The sequence below is a fragment of the Pseudomonas vranovensis genome, from assembly GCF_040438935.1.
GTDB lineage: Bacteria > Pseudomonadota > Gammaproteobacteria > Pseudomonadales > Pseudomonadaceae > Aquipseudomonas > Aquipseudomonas vranovensis.
On the sequence record NZ_CP159259.1, the window covers coordinates 4,777,097 to 4,794,370 of the forward strand.

Here is a 17,274-nt window from a genome sequence, read left to right on the forward strand (position 1 = left end):
TCGCCATGCGTTGCCTGTTGTTCCTGTGCCTGCTGTTAGGCACCCTGCCTGGCTTTGCCCTCGACCGCTCGCAGGTCGAGGGCTATCTGCTGCCCAACGGCCTGCAGGTACTGCTCAAGTCGGGCTATGAGCGCAACCATGTGTCGATCCGACTGGTGGTCGGCGTCGGCTTCGACGACTTTCCTTGCGCGCAGCAAGAGCTTCCGCACCTTCTCGAACATTTATTGTTCAGTGGCATCGACGAAGGCGGCGAAGGCGGCCTGGAAAAGCGCATGCAGGCGCTGGGCGGAGAATGGAATGCCTATACCAGCAGTGCCGATACCACGTTCGTGATCGAGGCCCCCGCCCGCAACCAGCGCAAGGTTCTGGACCTGTTGCTGGCGGTGATCAAGGACACCGAGATCGATGAAGACGACCTGGCACTGTCAAAGCGAATCGTGGAGCGCGAGGACGGCGGACACTACACCCACCTGCAACGCTGGCTCGATCGCCAGGACATCGGCCACCGCTCCAGCGACCAACTGGCAGTGGAGTTGGGGCTCAAATGCGCCGAGCGTTCGGCGATCGACGAAATGACACTCGAACAGGTCAATGACCTGCGGCAACACTGGTACGCCGCCAACAACATGAGCCTGATCGTGGTCGGCGGCCTTGACCGGCTGCTGCCGGCCTACCTGGAACGCTCCTATGGCGAGCTCACGCCCGCCGAGCCGGGCGAGCGCCGGGCACTGGATGGTGTTACACAAAAAGCCGACGCCCGCCGCAAACTGGACCGGGGCTGGCTCGGCGACAGCGCAAAGTTGCATTGGCTGTTCCTGGAGCCGGTACTGGACAACGACCACGGGCAGACCTTCGACCTGCTGCAGCGGTACCTGGACTGGGCGCTGTATGAAGAGCTGCGGCTCAAGCACGGTGTGTCCTACGGGCCTTATACCCAACGGGAAACCTTTGGCGACACCGGGGTGATGAGCCTCAATGCCGACGTGGACCGTGCCGACCTCAAGGAAGCCGAGCAAGCGCTGGGCGACATGCTCGACCGGTTACGCAAGAACGGCCTGGACCCGGCCACTTTCGCCCGGATCAAGCAAGCGGCGATCGACCGTGAGGCCTGGACTACCCAGGGCAACTCGGCCCTGGCGGACTACTACTGGGGTGCGCTGAACGATTACCTCGACGGCCGCTTCTCTGATCCGGCGCGAACCCTGCGCCGGGTCAGCCTGGAGGATGCCAACCTGGCCTTGAAACAATTGCTGGTCAAGCCTGGGTATGTGCGTATCGAACGACCGTTGATCAGCTACAACGAATTGTATGGCCTGATTGCGTTGGGCCTGGGGCTGATCCTGGCAGGCATCCTGCTGTGGATAAGACACCGCATGCACCGCCGTTCCTACAGGTAATGGGTTAAAATCCTGTAAGCGTTTATTACCTCACCCTGCGAACACCTCTAATGCCTCAGTATCTCCAGCGCTTGATCGAGCTGATCAAGCGCTATCCCGGCGTAATCGCCCTCGGCGGTTTCATCTCCGGTATTGCCAGTTTCATGCTGGTCGACCGCCAGGAAAGTCTGGCGAGCTGGATCGCCATCGTCATGCTGATCAGCTGGATCTGGCTGATGTTGGAAAACACCTTCACCAAACTCTTCGCCAAAGTCTTCAAGCGCGAGATCCCGCAGCCGCTGCTGCGCTACGCCACGCAGATGATCCACCAGGAGAGTCTGTTCTTCGTCCTCCCGTTCTTTTTCGTCACCACCACCTGGAACAGCGGCCAACTGGTGTTTACCGGCCTGCTGGGCGCTGCCGGGCTGATTTCGATCGTCGACCCGCTGTACTACAAGTGGCTGGCCCCGCGACGCTGGCTGTTCCTCGCGCTGCATACCCTGACCTTGTTCGCCGCGCTGCTCACCGCGCTACCGATCATCCTGCACCTGACCACTTCGCAGAGCTTCAAGCTGGCACTGGGTATTGCCATGCTGCTGTCGTTCCCGAGCCTTGCCAGCAGCTTTCCGATCAGCCATTGGCGACGCGGTGTGATGCTGGTGGTCATGACCCTGGCGGTCGGTGCCAGCGGCTGGATGCTGCGCTCCTGGGTGCCGCCGGCAACCTTGTGGATGACAGAAGTAGCGGTCAGTACCCAGGTCGAGAATCGTACCCCCGGCAAGAGCCTAAACGAGATCAAGTCCAGCCAGATCCGCAGCAGCGGCCTCTACGCCTTTACCGCCATCAATGCACCCCGCGGGCTGAACGAACGCATCTACCATGTGTGGCAGTTCGACGGCAAAGAGGTCGATCGCATCGCCCTGGACATTCATGGTGGGCGCAAGGAAGGCTACCGGGCCTGGACCCACAAGCAGAACTTCCCCGGCAATCCGGTGGGTCGTTGGCAGGTGAGGGTGCTGACCGAAGATGGCCAGGTCATCGGCGTGCTGCGCTTTCGTGTGATTGACGATGGTCAAGCAACCGCCAGCCAGTAACGCTATGCTCTGTGGCGGCGCAGTACCGCGCCGCCAGACAGCATGGAGCTTATGATCAACTCGCCTGGCGCAACCCTGGACACCGCAAGCACACCGTCACGCCTGCAGATCGTCGGTGACTGGACCCTGGCCCACTACGCCGAGCTCAAGCAGCACAGCGACAGCGTGAAGGAGCAGTACGACCAGCACACCGAAGTCGACCTCAGCCAGCTGGGCAAGCTCGATACCGCCGGTGCCGCCTTGCTGGTCGAACTGCTGGGGCCCGAACGCCTGTCGCACCTGAGCGAATCAGCACAATTGCCCGAAGCCAGCCGCGCCCTGCTGCAGACGGTCTACTGCTCGGTGCAGAATTTCTGCATCCCGGAAAAACAACCCGAGCAATCGGTACTCATCCAGTTGCTCAGCCGCATCGGCTGCGCGGTCGACACCCTCTGGCAGGACACCCTGCAGATCCTGGGCTTTGTCGGCCTGATCCTGCAGACTATTTTCCTTCGCCTGTTCCAGCCCCGGCGCTGGCGCGTCACGGCAGTGGTCGCCCATATCGAACAGACCGGCCTGGACGCAGCGCCCATTGTCGCCTTGCTGACCTTTCTGGTGGGTGCCGTGGTGGCCTTCCTGGGCGCGACAGTACTGGCCGGGTTCGGCGCCAGTATCTTCACCGTCGACCTGGTCGCGTTCTCGTTCCTGCGTGAATTCGGCGTACTGCTGACCGCCATCCTCATGGCCGGCCGCACCGCCAGTGCCTTCACCGCGCAGATCGGCTCGATGAAGGCCAACGAAGAGATCGACGCTATCCGCACCCTGGGCCTGGACCCGGTAGAGCTGCTGGTGGTCCCGCGCGTATTGGCACTGCTGATCGCACTGCCTCTGCTGACGTTCCTGGCAATGATCTGCGGGATCATCGGCGGGGCCGTGGTTTGTGCGCTGTCGCTGGATATCTCGCCAGCCATGTTCCTGTCGTTGCTGCAAAGCGATATTGGTGTGCAGCATTTTCTGGTCGGCCTGGCCAAGGCACCGTTCTTTGCCTTCCTGATCGCCGCCATTGGCTGTCTGGAAGGGTTCAAGGTCAGCGGCAGCGCCGAGTCGGTGGGCGCCCACACCACCTCCAGCGTGGTGCAGTCGATTTTCGTGGTGATCGTGCTGGATGCGATAGCCGCACTGTTCTTCATGGAGATGGGCTGGTGAGTCAGACAACCACCGACGGCCGCGAGGCAGTGATCGAAGCCCGGGGCATCTGCAACCGCTTCGGCACCCAGAGCGTGCACGAGCAATTGGACCTTGACCTGTACCGTGGCGAAATCCTGGCCGTGGTGGGCGGGTCGGGCAGTGGCAAGTCGGTGCTGCTGCGCAGCATTGTCGGCTTGCGGCGGCCCAACGAAGGGCAGGTGAAGGTATTTGGACAGGACCTCACGGGCCTTAATGACGAGCAGCGCTCGAAGGTCGAACGCCGCTTTGGCGTGCTGTTCCAGAAGGGCGCGCTGTTCTCTTCATTGACCGTGACCGAGAACGTCGCCCTGCCATTGATCGAGCACGCGGGCTTGTCCCGGCCCGATGCCGAGCACTTGGCCGGAGTCAAGCTGGCGTTGGCCGGCTTGCCGATTTCCGCCGCCGACAAATACCCCTCGTCACTCTCCGGCGGCATGGTCAAGCGCGCTGCATTGGCCCGGGCCCTGGCCCTTGATCCCGACATCCTGTTTCTCGATGAGCCTACCGCAGGCCTGGACCCGATCGGCGCGGCGGCCTTCGACCAACTGATCCTGACCCTGCGCGATGCCCTGGGCCTGAGCGTGTTCCTGATCACCCACGACCTCGACACTCTCTACACCATCACTGACCGAGTGGCAGTGCTGTCGCAGAAGAAAGTACTGGTGGCAGGTCCCATTGCCCAGGTCGAAGACACCGACGACACCTGGATTCACGAATATTTTCACGGCCCCCGTGGTCGCGCGGCGTATCAGGCCGCCACAGTGGCAAAGGAGCTCTGAGATGGAAACCCGTGCACATCACGTGCTGATCGGCCTGGTCACGGTCATTGTGGTCACCGGCGCCATGCTGTTCGGCCTGTGGCTGACCAAATCCAGCGTCGACAGCACCTTCAAGGATTACGAAGTGGTGTTCAACGAAGCGGTGTCCGGGCTGTCCCGGGGCAGCTCGGTGCAGTACAGCGGCATCAAGGTGGGCGACGTCACCAGCCTGCGCCTTGATCCCAAGGACCCGCGTCGGGTACTGGCGCAAGTGCGCCTGAGCGCCGATACCCCGGTGAAGGAAGACACCCGAGCCAAACTGACCCTGACCGGCATCACCGGTACCTCCTTCATCCAGCTCAGCGGCGGTACGCCGCAAAGCCCGGAACTCAAGGGCAAGGATGGCAAGCTACCGGTGATCTATGCCTCGCCGTCACCCATTGCCCGGCTGCTTGATGACGGCAGCGACCTCCTGACCAACATCAACATGCTGGTACACAACGCCAACGCCCTGTTTTCCGAAGACAACGCCACCAACCTGGGCAAGACCCTGACCAACCTGGAGAAGACCACTTCAGCCATCAGCGAGCAGCGCGGTGACATCCGTACTGCCATCCAGCAACTGGCTCAGGTCGGTAATCAGGCCAGTTCCATGCTCCAGCAAACCAGCGAGCTGATGCGCAACGCCAATGGCCTGCTCAACAGCCAGGGCAAGCAAGCCTTCGGCAGCGCAGAGCTGGCCATGCAGAACCTGGCCCAGAGCACCGCCACCATCAACAGCCTGCTCAATGACAACCGCGAAGCCCTGAATGACGGCGCCCAAGGGCTGAACCAATTGGCCCCGGCCATTCGTGAACTGCGCGAAACGCTCAATTCGCTGAAGGCGATTTCCCAGCGCCTGGAAGCCAACCCCAGCGGCTACCTGCTCGGCCGTGACACAAACAAGGAGTTCACGCCATGAGTCGTACCTGCCGCTACCTGGCCCTGGCTGCAGCGTTGAGCCTGGGCAGCGCCTGCTCGATCCTGCCAGAGGCCGAACCTGCCGACGTCTATCGCCTGCCGTCGGCCCAAACCAGCCGCCCGGCACCGCAAAGTGCGGTGGTCAACTGGTCGCTGCGGGTGAACAAGCCCCTGGCCAGCGATGTGCTCAACAGCCCGAAAATTGCCGTGGTCCCGGAAGGCAACCTGGTCAGTACCTACAAGGGCGCGCGCTGGAGCGACCCGGCGCCCTTGCTGCTGCGCAACCGAATGCTCGACGCCTTCCAGCGTGATGGCCGGGTGCCGCAGCTCAGTGCCGATGACAGCAACCTGCAGGCCGACTATGAGCTGGCAGGGGAGCTGCAGGCCTTTCAGAGCGAATACAGTGCCAACGGACTAGAGGTGCTGATTCGCTACGACGCGCGGCTGGTTGAAGGCCGCACCCAGCGAATTCTCGCCAGCCGGCGCTTTGAAGTGCGTCAGCCACTCGCCAACAAGCAGGTACCGGCAGTGGTCAACGGCTTCGGCAGCGCCACTGACCAGTTGATGATGCAACTGGTGGCCTGGACGCTGGCCCAGGCCAACCAGGTTCAGGCAAAGAACCAGTAGCAGACACAGATGGCCGCCACCACCCCGGAGAACTCGGCCAGCAAGGCGCAGCCCACCGCATGGCGGGCGCGCTGGATACCGACCGCCCCGAAATACACTGCCAGCACGTAGAACGTGGTTTCGGTGCTGCCCTGGATGGTCGCCGCCACCAGGGCTGGGAAGCTGTCGACGCCGTGGGTCTGCATGGTCTCGATCAGCATGGCCCGCGCCGCGCTCCCCGAGAACGGCTTGACCAGGGCGGTGGGCAGGCCCTCGACGAAGCGCGTATCCATCCCCAGCCACTCCACCACATGACGGATACCGTCCAGGCTCAGCTCCAGGGCTCCTGAGGCACGCAGTACGCCGACCGCGCAGAGCATGGCAACCAGATAGGGCAGAAGGCTCTTGGCGACGTCAAAGCCCTCCTTGGCGCCCTCCACGAAGGTTTCGTACACCTTCACGCGCTTGAACGCGCCAATCACCAGGAACAGCATGATCAGGCCGAACAAGGTCAGGTTGCCCAGGATCGACGACAGCCCGGCCAGCGCTGTGGCCGACAAGGTGCCGAGAAACGCCATGAAACTGCCCAGCAGCAGCGCACCGGGTATCAGGTAGGCCAGCACCACCGGGTCCCACAAGCGCAGGCGCTGCATGACGGCGACCGACAGCAGGCCGACCAGCGTGGAGGCACTGGTGGCCAACAGAATGGGCAGGAACACCAGGGTGGGGTCCATGGCGCCCTGCTGGGCGCGGTACATGAAGATGGTCACCGGCAGCAGGGTCAGGGACGAGGCGTTGAGTACCAGGAACAGGATCTGCGCGTTGCTGGCGGTCGTCGAGCTGGGGTTGAGCTCCTGCAGCGCGCGCATGGCCTTGAGGCCAATAGGCGTAGCAGCGTTATCCAGGCCCAGGCCGTTGGCGGCGAAGTTCAGGGTGATCAGACCCAGGGCCGGGTGACCGGGCGGCACTTCGGGCATCAGCCGGGCGAACAGGGGGCCGAGTATCTTGGCCAGCCAGTCGACGATACCGGCCTTCTCGGCGATTTTCAGAAAGCCCAGCCAGAGCGTCAGGGTCCCGAACAACAGCACCATCACCTCGACCGACAGCTTGGCCATGGCAAAGATGCTTTCGACCATTGCGGCAAAAATTCCGGCGTTGCCGCCCACCAGCCATTGCGCCAGCGCGGAGATGGCCGCGACCACGAAAAAACCAAGCCAAAGGCCGTTGAGCATCCGATGTTCCCCCACAAAGTTGCGACAAATGATGCCACAGCTGCCCCCCGGGGGCGCGCGGTCCTCGGGGGCACAATGCAAAAAGCCCCGACCAGGTCGGGGCTTCTTGTTCAGCCAGGCTGCACCTTAGTGGTTGGCAGTCTTGCCGGCAGGTGCAGCTTCTTTGCTGCGCCAGTGCGGCAGGGAGTTCCAGTAGCGCTGGCCCTTGGCATCGTCATACATGCCTTCCCAGCGAGCGATGACCAGAACAGCCAGGGCGTTGCCGATCACGTTCAGGGCGGTACGCGCCATGTCCATCACGCGGTCTACACCGGCGATGAAAGCCAGGCCTTCCAGCGGAATGCCGACACTGCCCAGGGTGGCCAGCAACACCACGAAGGACACGCCCGGAACACCGGCGATACCCTTGGAGGTGACCATCAGGGTCAGGACAAGCAGCAGCTGCTGGCTCAGCGACAGGTCAATGCCGTACAGCTGGGCGATGAAGATGGCCGCGATGCTCTGGTACAGGGTCGAGCCGTCCAGGTTGAACGAGTAGCCGGTCGGAACCACGAAGCTGCAGATGGCTTTCGGCGCACCGTAGGCTTCCATCTTCTCGATCACACGCGGCAGCACGGTCTCGGAACTGGCGGTGGAGTAGGCCAGCACCAGCTCATCCTTGAAGATGCGCATCAACTTGATCACCGAGAAGCCGAACAGGCGAGCGATCAGGCCCAGCACCATGAAGGCGAAGAAGGCGATGGCGAAGTACACCAGCAATACCAGCTTGGCCAATGGCAGCAGCGAGGCGAAACCGAAGTTTGCAACGGTCACGGCGATCAGCGCGAACACACCGATTGGCGCGTAGTTCATGATCATGTGAGTGACCTTGAACATGGCTTCGGAGACGCCCTGGAAGGTTTTCACCAGCGGGTCGCGGATGTCGGCCTGCAGGCTCGACAAACCAAGGCCGAACAGCACCGAGAAGAAGATGATCGGCAGCATCTCACCGCGCATCAGCGCTGCGAAGATGTTCGATGGGATCAAGTTGAGGATGGTCTCGATGAACGCATGCTCATGCTGAACCTCGGCCGCCGTGGCCTGGTACTTGGAGATATCCACAGTACCCAGCGTGCTCATGTCGATGCCGGCACCCGGGTGGAACAGGTTGGCCAGAACCAGGCCGACCACGATCGCGATGGTGGTGACCACCTCGAAGTAGATGATGGTCTTGAGGCCAATGCTGCCCAGTTTTTTCGCATCGCCAACCCCGGCGATACCCACGATCAGCGACGAAATCACGATCGGGATAACGATCATCTTGATCAGGCGAATGAAGATGTCACCAGCAGGTTGCAGGACGTTACTGATCCACCATGCCTTTTCTGCACTGAAATGATTCAGTAAAGCGCCGATTGCAATCCCCAGTACCAGACCGATGAGGATCTGCCAGGCGAGGCTTAGCTTTGCCTTCTTCATGTCGTTACCTTTTCTTGAAGTGGACACGGGCACCAGGCTGACAACCGCGTCCCAGAGCTGTTGCCAGCATAAAATGGTCGGTGGTGGCTATCGGCAGGCGACTCCGTAGAAGGTCACCGCGAGCGAGCGTTTGAACGCTCAGGCCAGCGAAAAAAGGCGCAACTATTCCCACGCAAGGGTGCCCCGTCTAATGCCGTAAACGACTACCCCATGCCGAATCGGCATGATATTTCTGCAGCAAAACTTGCGTCCCAAGGGGTTGCGAACGGCTCGTTCGGAATTCCGACGATGGCCAAAGCGCCATATTACGGCCGATTTGGACGTATCCACCTGAATGCAAAAGGCCATTGTTCGACAATCCGAATGCGTGAAATGGCTTTCATCCGAAGGTTGAAACGCGACGAAAAAATATAGATATACGGTCGAGCGAAAATATGCGTCGACGTACTTTGTAGGAAAAGGGAATAACTGAAGGAAGGAATGTCGACAGAGAGTCAAAGCGCTACGGAAGCTCGGTCAGGCATGTCCCCTGAGGCGGGTCGCCCGACCTGAAACTTCCGTTGCTGCTTCACCTGACCCGGCCCTCATCGGGGGCACTCCCTGTACCCCTAGGCCCCTCCGATCCTGAAACAATCAGAGCAGCCCGGCCCCTTGGTCATGCGCCAGCCTTCCTCAGGCGGGCGCATCATAGAAACTGGAAACGGCGAAAGGTTCAGCTTCTATATATGTACATGAATGGCCCGGCGGCATTCAGTACCAGTTCGGATCACGTTTGAGCTGCTCCTTCAGCAACTGCTGCATGCCTGGGTCCGGCTTGCCCAACCAGCGGTAATCGGCATGGCGGGTGGGCGACTTGTCGCCCGGCAAGCCCTCGGGAACCTCGACCAGCATCCCGTAAGCGTCATCCTTGTCCCAGCTGAACGCCACGATCAGCCGCTTGTTAAGGCATTTCTGCTCGGTCTCGCAGAGCGGGCCGACCAAGTACTTGTCGCCGTCTTCCTCCACGGCGGACATCTGTTGCTCGGAAACCCCGCTGAGGTTGAGCACCCACTCGGGCAGGCGCTCCTCTTTTTCGACAGCCTCTTGCCAGGTTTCCCGGTATTCGGGGTCCGAGGCCAACAGTTGGTTGACCCGGACCTGGCCATCATTGGCCGCCATTGCCGCTGTACTGCCGCCCACGAGCAGGGCGGTAGCCAGGGCTCTGTATAGCGTCCCTTTCATGTTCAACCTCTACCGCGACGACCGAAGAAGAAAGAAGCCACGAACAGCACCAGGAAGACAATGAAGAGGATCTTCGCGATACCGGTAGCGGCGCCGGCGATACCACCGAAGCCCAGCACGGCAGCGACAATGGCGATAATCAGGAAGGTGATAGCCCAGCTCAACATGGTGATTCTCCTTACCGTTTTAGAAAGAGTTCCTCTGCCTCAGAACACCCAGCGTTCACGGGGGATTCTGCTCTCGACCGTGGCGGCGTTGGCTGCAGCGGGCGCTGCTTGCGTCAGCACGGCGGAGGCGGGGGTCGGCGCTTTGACCATCAGGGCGGCGCGGGCGGAAAAGGCCCGGGCATCCTGGGCAACTTGCCAGTTGTGATAGAGCTGACCGGCAATCAGGGTCAGCAGCAGTGCCAAGCTGAAAAACAGCCCCTGGCGCAGCTGAAGCGGTGATATCTGCACTAGGGTGGCGGGATGGCGGTTCATGCCGTGCTCCTCCTGCTGCGATTACTGTTGACTTGCAGTAGTCATTGCAGAGCGCATGCCATCCTTTCTCGTTTAAAAATATACTTATTTATCAGCTAGTTATAAAAAACGACGATCATTTATTGGACGTATCCTGCACGATCGCCCCGGTTGCCTCGTGCGTTTTGCATGATCAGCCCTGCACCTTGGTCGCCACTTTGAGCATGTCTGCATCCACGCCCCTGACACCGCGGATCTGTCGGGCAACCTCGACCGCGATGGTTTTCTGCTCATCGCTGACCACTTCACCCGACAGCCTGACCACGCCATCCTGGGTGGCGACCTTGATGTTCGGGCCATCGAGGTTGCGGCTATACATGAAACTGATCTGGACCTTGTTGTTGATCCAGGCGTCGCTCAGTTGCGGATCACTCCTGACCTCCTGCTGCTCTTCTCGCAGCCTGGCCATGTCGGCAGCGCTCAGGCTGATCAGGTTGTTCACCAGAAAGACGCCTTCGGTTGATCCTGCCAGCACGCCTGCCAGCTCCTTGGCCTCGGCGCTGTTGACCTGGCCACGCAGCGTGACCACACCTTCACGGCTTTGTACCTCTATGGGCGATGCTTGGGTACGCGTGCTCCACAGCAAGCGGGCGCGAATGATCGATGCCAGGGTCGCGTCCTCCAGGCGCTGGGCATAGGCACGGCGCTCAAGCGGCTGCTCGACCAGGTCGGCATTGACCTGCAGGTCATTCTGCACTTTGTCTATACCCCGGGTCGCCAGCGCCACTTGCTCGGCGAGTTGCCGTTCGACATCGTTTTCGACCTGGCCTTGCAGGCGTGCCGTTCCTGCCTGCACCTCGACCTCGATCTTGAATGGATTGAGTAACCGGTTGAGCGCCAGGGCGGTTTGCAACGCGCCTTCCAGCCGCGCCTCCTGCCGTGCAGGGGGTTGTGGTTCAGCGGCAGACGCAGCAACCGACAACAATAAGAGCACAGTAGCGGCGACTAACACGGGATGCGGAACGGGCATGGGACAACCTCCGATAGGCCAGAGAATCATTGGACCGCATCCGAAGCGCCAAGGTCCGGCAGCATCTACAACCGCCCTTTATTCAGCCGGTTAGATATGTACGAGGCTAAGGGCTACCATGCAGGGGCAGGAAAGAATCAGAGCGAATCATGCAACTTGCCCGATTTTTCTGACACTAACCAAGATCAATCTCAAAGGAGCGTAGGAAATGGAATCAGCCCAGGAACATCAAGGCCGCATTCTATTGGTCGATGATGAGACTGCCATCCTGCGTACCTTCCGCTATTGCCTGGAAGACGAAGGCTACAGCGTGGCCACCGCCAACAGCGCCGCCCAGGCTGAAACCCTGCTGCAACGCCAGGTCTTCGACCTGTGCTTTCTCGATCTGCGCCTGGGCGAGGATAACGGCCTGGATGTGCTGGCGCAGATGCGCATTCAGGCCCCCTGGATGCGTGTGGTGATCGTCACCGCCCACTCGGCGGTCGACACTGCAGTCGATGCCATCCAGGCCGGTGCTGCCGACTACCTGGTGAAGCCCTGCAGCCCCGACCAGTTGCGCCTGGCCACTGCCAAGCAGCTTGAAGTGCGCCAGTTGTCTGCGCGCCTGGAAGCACTGGAAGATGAGGTGCGAAAACCCAAGGATGGCCTGGACTCGCACAGCCCGGCCATGATGGTGGTGCTGGAAACCGCCCGCCAGGTAGCCAGTACCGATGCCAACATTCTGATTCTCGGTGAGTCCGGTACCGGCAAGGGCGAGCTGGCCAGGGCCATTCATGGCTGGAGCAAACGCGCCCGCAAGGCCTGCGTGACCATCAACTGCCCCTCGTTGACCGCCGAGCTCATGGAAAGCGAGTTGTTCGGCCATAGTCGCGGGGCCTTTACCGGGGCCAGCGAAAGCACCTTGGGCCGGGTCAACCAGGCCGATGGTGGCACCTTGTTCCTCGACGAAATCGGCGATTTCCCACTACCGCTTCAGCCCAAGCTGTTGCGCTTTATTCAGGACAAGGAATACGAACGGGTCGGCGACCCGGTGACCCGTCGCGCCGATGTGCGCATCCTGGCGGCAACCAATCTCAACCTGGAAGACATGGTTCGCGACGGGCGCTTTCGTGAAGACCTGCTCTATCGCCTTAACGTCATTACCCTGCACCTGCCCCCGTTGCGCGAACGCAGTGAAGATATCCTGGCCCTGGCCGATCGCTTTCTCGCCCGCTTCGTCAAAGAGTACTCACGCCCGGCCCGTGGCTTCAGCGATGAAGCGCGTGCAGCGCTGCTCAACTACCGCTGGCCGGGCAACATTCGCGAGCTGCGCAACGTGATCGAGCGGGCCAGCATCATCTGTGCCCAGGAGCGGGTCGAAGTCAGCCACCTGGGCATGGCCGAGCAGCCGGCCAGTAATGCTCCCCGCATTGGTGCCGCGCTGAGCCTGGACGAACTGGAACGGGCGCACATCGGGGCGGTGCTGGCAACCAGTGATACCCTCGACCAAGCCGCCAAGACCCTCGGCATCGACGCCTCGACTCTGTACCGCAAGCGCAAGCAGTACAACTTATGAAGTGGACGATGAAGCTGCGCACGCGGCTTTTTCTCAGCATTTCGGCCCTGATTACCGTGGCCTTGTTCGGCTTGTTGCTGGGCCTGGTCAGCGTGCTGCAGATGTCCAGCGCACAACAGACATTGATCCGCGAGAATGCCGTTACGCTCGACCTTGGCTTGAAACTGCGGCAGAACCTCGGTGAGCAACTGACGTTGATGCTTGATGACTCAGCCAATACCGAGGCATTGGAGCGCCTGCAAGCGCAATTCCAACAGTTGCTCGACGAGGGCACCAGCCATGAGGCAGAAAAAGCCGCCAATGAAGGTTTTGCCCAGGCCAATCAGCATTACCAACACTATCTCCAGGCGTTTCGCGATAGCAGTGTACCGGCGCGCAGCCTGGGCGCCGACCATCCGCTGGGCCAGGCTTTCAATACCCTGCGCGCCGACCTGGTCAACGCCCACAAGCACGCCTTGGAGCACATCAAACAAAGCCAGCAACAGGCCCATGACCGCGCCCTGCTGATCTCCAGCCTGCTCGGTCTGGTGGGCCTGGCCGTGTTGATCCTGGGGTTTGTGACCGCCCACGGCATTGCCCGGCGCTTTGGCCAACCCATCGAAGCACTGGCAAAGGCTGCCGACCAGATCGGCCAGGGCGATTTTGACGTCACCCTGCCTGTGGTCCAGGCCGTGGAAATGAACCAGCTCACTCGGCGTTTCGGCTTGATGGCCGAAGCCCTTCGCAAGCATCAGGCCACCAACGTCGATGAGCTGCTCGCGGGCCAGCAGCGCCTGCAAGCGGTACTCGACAGCATTGATGACGGCCTGCTGATCATCGATCGCCAGGGACACCTGGAGCACATCAACCCTGTTGCCCAACGCCAGCTGGGCTGGGATGACAGCCGCCTGGGCAGCGGCCTGGGGGAAGCGCTGAACCGCCCTGAGCTGGACGAGCAACTGCGCCTGGTATTGCGTGGCGGCAGCCTCGACCGCCCTCCGGAAGACCTGAACCTGGAAATAGATGAAGAACCGCGCTTGCTGGCCTACAGCCTGACGCCCATGTGCCATGCCGGCGGGCAGATTCTCGGCGCTGTCATGGTCCTCCACGATGTCACCGAACAGCGAACCTTCGAGCGGGTGCGCAGTGAATTTGTGCTACGCGCCTCCCATGAACTGCGCACGCCAGTCACGGGGATGCACATGGCCTTCGGGCTGCTGCGCGAACGCCTTGAATTCCCACCGCAATCACGAGAGACCGACCTGTTCGACACCATCGGTGAAGAAATGCAGCGTCTGACCCAGTTGATCAACGACCTGCTCAACTTCTCGCGCTACCAGAGCGGCCAACAGAAGCTGGAGTTGACCCCCTGCGCCGTCGATGACTTGCTGGCCCGTGCATGCGAGCGCTTTGCGGGACCAGCCGCCGACAAGCAGATCGAGCTGAAGATCGAACTGGATACGCCCCTGCCACGCATCCAGGCCGACCCCTTGCAGCTCGACCGTGTGATGGACAATCTACTCGACAACGCCGTTCGGCATACACCAACGGCTGGGCACATTCGCCTGCACGCCAGGCGCCATGACGAGCGGGTAATTATCAGCATCGAAGACAATGGCGAAGGCATTGCTTACGGGCAGCAGGGGCGGATCTTCGAACCCTTTGTCCAGGTCGGTCGCAAGAAAGGCGGGGCAGGCCTTGGCTTGGCACTGTGCAAGGAAATCGTCCAGTTGCACGGCGGACGCATGGGCGTGTATTCGCGCCCAGGGCAAGGCACCCAGTTCTACATGGCCTTGCCCGTCTGAGACCAACAGGCCTCAGGCTTCATCATCGATGCGCCGCGGCGCCATGCGCCGTCCCCGCGTGATCAGTTCCACGAACTGACGGGCACTGAGCGGATGGGCGAACAGCCACCCCTGACCATAGTTGACCCCCTCGCTATTGAGCAGCAGGGCCTGGTCTTCATACTCGATGCCTTCGGCAATCACCCTTAGCTGCAGGGCGTGGGCCATGCGAATGATGTGCGGCGCCACACCGCTGCTGGCGGCATCATGGCCAAGGGCGTCGATAAAGGCCTTGTCGATTTTCAGGCAGTCCACCGGCAGCGTCTGCAAGTACGCCAGGCTGCAGTAACCGGTGCCGAAATCGTCGATCAGCACCTGATGGCCCACCGCGCGCAGGGCTTGCAGGTTGTCGCGGGCAACGACCACATCGATGAGCCCACGCTCGGTCACCTCGAAGGCGATCTGGCTGGCAGATACATGGTGCAAGGCCAGCAGACGCGCAGCGACCCGGCCAATCCTGGGGACCATCACATCGCAGGCCGCCAGGTTGACCGAGATGTAGAGCTGTCGGTTGGCGCGCAGCAGGTGGCCGAGCTGCTCCAGCACGCGTTGCAGGACAAAATCGGTGATCTGGCGGATCTGGCCAGTATTCTCCGCCAAGGGGATGAAGAGGTCGGGACTGGTCAGCGTGCCGTCGGGACGGCGCCAGCGCACCAAAGCCTCCGCCCCCACACAGCGGCGACTGTTGAGCTCGAAAATGGGTTGGTACAGCACCTGCAGCTCGCCCCGGCGCAAAGCCATCTGCAATTCGGAGCTCATGGAGCGACGCTGACGCACCATTTGCAGCACCAGCCAGCCGATGCACCAGGCCAACACGAGACTGCCGGGAAATAATAGCCAAAGCACCCCGTTCATCTTCAGCGGCATGCTGGCCCGTGGCGCGATCAGCACCAGTTGATAGTCCGGCGATTTGGTCGGCATGCGGTAAATCAGCCGATCGGGTAGTTCCAGCAGTGCTTCCTTGGACGTCGGTGGCCACTGCTCCGCCGGGGGCCAGGCCTGCGGCGGCCCGAGCACCGGAACGGCCCGGGTACCGTTGTCCAACACCACCAGCAGGCTGCCTTCCGGCGGCAGGTCGACCACATCGGTGATATGACCACGGGAGGTTGCGACCAGAAACTTGCCGCGCCCAAGCATCAGCGCGGCAAGGTTGTCGTCCGGCTGGGTGGTGGTGTTGAGCCAGTAACTGTAGGTAGGCCCCTCGATATCCGGGGGGCGCAACGGATTGATGATCTGCTCTCCGATCCGGTTGGAGCAAGCGACGGTGCCATCGACATAGGCGGCTTCATAGACGAAGCGATAGCGGAACGCGACCTCCTGCAGCGTCCGTAGCATCGAGGCATCACAGCCGCGTATAGGTTGGGCCTGCAGCTCGTCAACCCCTTCGCGCAGTTGCCCGAAAATTTGCTCGAGGCGCTCGAGAAACCGCTCACCCCTGGCGTTCATCTGCTCGCTTTCGCTCTGCTGCATCTGATGCATGGCCACGCCGATGCTGGCAATAAGCAACAGGATTGCGCTGGCCGAAGCCGCGAGTGAGGCCAGTAACCAGGGGCGGTAGAACAGGTGGCGCAGCATGGACAGGGCAGCTGACATCGAGAATCATCCCGTTGAATACCAAGAGGTATAGCAACTGGCGGTCAACTCAGCCTGTCCGTTGGGCGGCGCCTTTCATCGACGGGTGTTGAGCACCTGCAACATGGCCGCTGTCTGGGCGTCTGGCACCCCGTCGAAGCGCTGGGGGCGGAAGCGCATCTGGAACGCTGCCAGCACATGCTTGGTGCTGACGTCGTACACACCGGTCTGCTCGATGGCATAGCCGAAGCGGGCCAATTGCTGCTGATACCAGGTGATGCTGGGCGGGTTGACGTTGAAGCGAGCCTGCTGCTGGGCCACTGCCCGGGCATCGGGCCAAACGCCCAGACCCGCGTCAGCCAGGCGCTTCCAGGGGAACAGGGGGCCGGGATCGAGCTTGCGCAACGGAGCGATATCGCTGTGGCCAATAATGTACCGGGGCTGAATGTTGTTGCGTTGGACGATGTCCTTGAGCAAGGCGATCAGGGCCTGGATCTGCTCTTCGGTGTACGGATGCCAGACGCGCCCGGTCGGTGTGTCGGTGAAGCCCGGGTTGACGATCTCGATGCCGATTGAGCTGGAATTGAGCCAGGTACGCCCGTCCCATTGGCTATCGCCGGCATGCCAGGCACGGCGGTTTTCATCGACCAACTGATAAATGGTCGCCGGCGAATCACCCACCAGGTAGTGACTGCTGACCTCACCGTGGGTCAGCAATTGCAGGGAGCGCTCCAGGTTAGCGTTGGTGTAGTGCAGCACGACGAACTGGATGCGTCCGTCCTGGTTGACCGAAGGGTGGCTACGGTCGATCCGCAGGCCACTGCTACAACCTGCCAGGGTCAGCAGCAGGAGAACAGTAATAAAGGCTTTCATGGGGAAGGGCACATGTGATGATCTGCAATGCAATAGCATAACGTATCCGCGC

16 protein-coding genes are annotated in these 17,274 nt (G+C 61.3%); 8 read left to right on the plus strand and 8 right to left on the minus strand.

The window, feature by feature from the left end; genetic code table 11:
• The first annotated feature begins 5 nt into the window (after nucleotides 1-5).
• From ABVN19_RS22070 to ABVN19_RS22095, 6 genes are read left to right on the plus strand one after another with little or no spacing between them, the layout of a single operon-like run.
• On the plus strand, nucleotides 6-1,397 hold the full coding sequence (locus ABVN19_RS22070; protein WP_105641145.1) for an insulinase family protein: 1,392 nt from the start codon (nucleotides 6-8) through the stop codon (nucleotides 1,395-1,397).
• Between the two features lie 50 nt (nucleotides 1,398-1,447).
• A complete protein-coding gene (locus ABVN19_RS22075; RefSeq protein WP_028942666.1) occupies nucleotides 1,448-2,470 on the plus strand; it encodes a DUF5924 family protein in 1,023 nt (340 codons plus the stop codon).
• Between the two features lie 42 nt (nucleotides 2,471-2,512).
• The gene (locus tag ABVN19_RS22080; RefSeq protein WP_028942665.1) at nucleotides 2,513-3,655 is read left to right on the plus strand and encodes an ABC transporter permease; all 1,143 of its coding nucleotides are present in this window, start codon (nucleotides 2,513-2,515) and stop codon (nucleotides 3,653-3,655) included.
• Complete coding sequence (locus ABVN19_RS22085) at nucleotides 3,652-4,455, plus strand: ATP-binding cassette domain-containing protein (protein ID WP_028942664.1); 804 nt, start codon at nucleotides 3,652-3,654, stop codon at nucleotides 4,453-4,455. The genes ABVN19_RS22080 and ABVN19_RS22085 overlap by 4 nt, the downstream gene beginning before the upstream one ends.
• Nucleotide 4,456: 1 nt before the next feature.
• Nucleotides 4,457-5,395, plus strand: a complete 939-nt coding sequence (locus ABVN19_RS22090; protein ID WP_105641144.1) for an MlaD family protein — start codon at nucleotides 4,457-4,459, stop codon at nucleotides 5,393-5,395.
• A complete protein-coding gene (locus ABVN19_RS22095) occupies nucleotides 5,392-6,021 on the plus strand; it encodes an ABC-type transport auxiliary lipoprotein family protein (RefSeq protein ID WP_028942662.1) in 630 nt (209 codons plus the stop codon). The genes ABVN19_RS22090 and ABVN19_RS22095 overlap by 4 nt, the downstream gene beginning before the upstream one ends.
• Here the strand turns inward: ABVN19_RS22095 and ABVN19_RS22100 are convergent.
• From ABVN19_RS22100 to ABVN19_RS22125, 6 genes are all read right to left on the minus strand, one after another.
• Nucleotides 6,003-7,232 carry a spore maturation protein gene (locus tag ABVN19_RS22100; protein ID WP_028942661.1) on the minus strand — a complete coding sequence of 410 codons (1,230 nt, stop codon included), beginning with the start codon at nucleotides 7,230-7,232 and terminating at the stop codon, nucleotides 6,003-6,005. The genes ABVN19_RS22095 and ABVN19_RS22100 overlap by 19 nt on opposite strands.
• Nucleotides 7,233-7,358: 126 nt before the next feature.
• Nucleotides 7,359-8,690, minus strand: a complete 1,332-nt coding sequence (gltP, locus tag ABVN19_RS22105) for a glutamate/aspartate:proton symporter GltP (protein ID WP_028942660.1) — start codon at nucleotides 8,688-8,690, stop codon at nucleotides 7,359-7,361.
• A 750-nt stretch (nucleotides 8,691-9,440) separates the two neighbouring features.
• Entirely contained in the window at nucleotides 9,441-9,911 is a 471-nt protein-coding gene (locus ABVN19_RS22110) for an inhibitor of vertebrate lysozyme family protein (RefSeq protein WP_028942659.1), read from the minus strand.
• 2 nt (nucleotides 9,912-9,913) lie between these two features.
• The gene (locus ABVN19_RS22115) at nucleotides 9,914-10,078 is read right to left on the minus strand and encodes a DUF1328 domain-containing protein (protein ID WP_009401691.1); all 165 of its coding nucleotides are present in this window, start codon (nucleotides 10,076-10,078) and stop codon (nucleotides 9,914-9,916) included.
• A gap of 39 nt (nucleotides 10,079-10,117) precedes the next feature.
• Nucleotides 10,118-10,390, minus strand: a complete 273-nt coding sequence (locus tag ABVN19_RS22120; protein ID WP_028942658.1) for a hypothetical protein — start codon at nucleotides 10,388-10,390, stop codon at nucleotides 10,118-10,120.
• A 172-nt stretch (nucleotides 10,391-10,562) separates the two neighbouring features.
• A complete protein-coding gene (locus tag ABVN19_RS22125) occupies nucleotides 10,563-11,399 on the minus strand; it encodes a BON domain-containing protein (protein ID WP_105641143.1) in 837 nt (278 codons plus the stop codon).
• Nucleotides 11,400-11,607: 208 nt separating this feature from the next.
• On the opposite strand from ABVN19_RS22125, the gene algB reads away from it, so the two are divergent.
• A complete protein-coding gene (algB, locus tag ABVN19_RS22130) occupies nucleotides 11,608-12,954 on the plus strand; it encodes a sigma-54-dependent response regulator transcription factor AlgB (protein WP_028942656.1) in 1,347 nt (448 codons plus the stop codon).
• Nucleotides 12,951-14,738 (plus strand): KinB sensor domain-containing domain, encoded by a 1,788-nt coding sequence (locus ABVN19_RS22135; RefSeq protein ID WP_105641142.1) that lies wholly within the window; start codon nucleotides 12,951-12,953, stop codon nucleotides 14,736-14,738. The genes algB and ABVN19_RS22135 overlap by 4 nt, the downstream gene beginning before the upstream one ends.
• A gap of 12 nt (nucleotides 14,739-14,750) precedes the next feature.
• Here ABVN19_RS22135 and ABVN19_RS22140 read toward each other — a convergent pair whose 3' ends face one another.
• Both ABVN19_RS22140 and ABVN19_RS22145 read right to left on the minus strand, forming a co-directional pair.
• Complete coding sequence (locus ABVN19_RS22140) at nucleotides 14,751-16,370, minus strand: EAL domain-containing protein (protein ID WP_105641141.1); 1,620 nt, start codon at nucleotides 16,368-16,370, stop codon at nucleotides 14,751-14,753.
• A 75-nt stretch (nucleotides 16,371-16,445) separates the two neighbouring features.
• Nucleotides 16,446-17,222 carry an N-acetylmuramoyl-L-alanine amidase gene (locus tag ABVN19_RS22145; RefSeq protein WP_028942653.1) on the minus strand — a complete coding sequence of 259 codons (777 nt, stop codon included), beginning with the start codon at nucleotides 17,220-17,222 and terminating at the stop codon, nucleotides 16,446-16,448.
• Nucleotides 17,223-17,274: the final 52 nt, after the last annotated feature.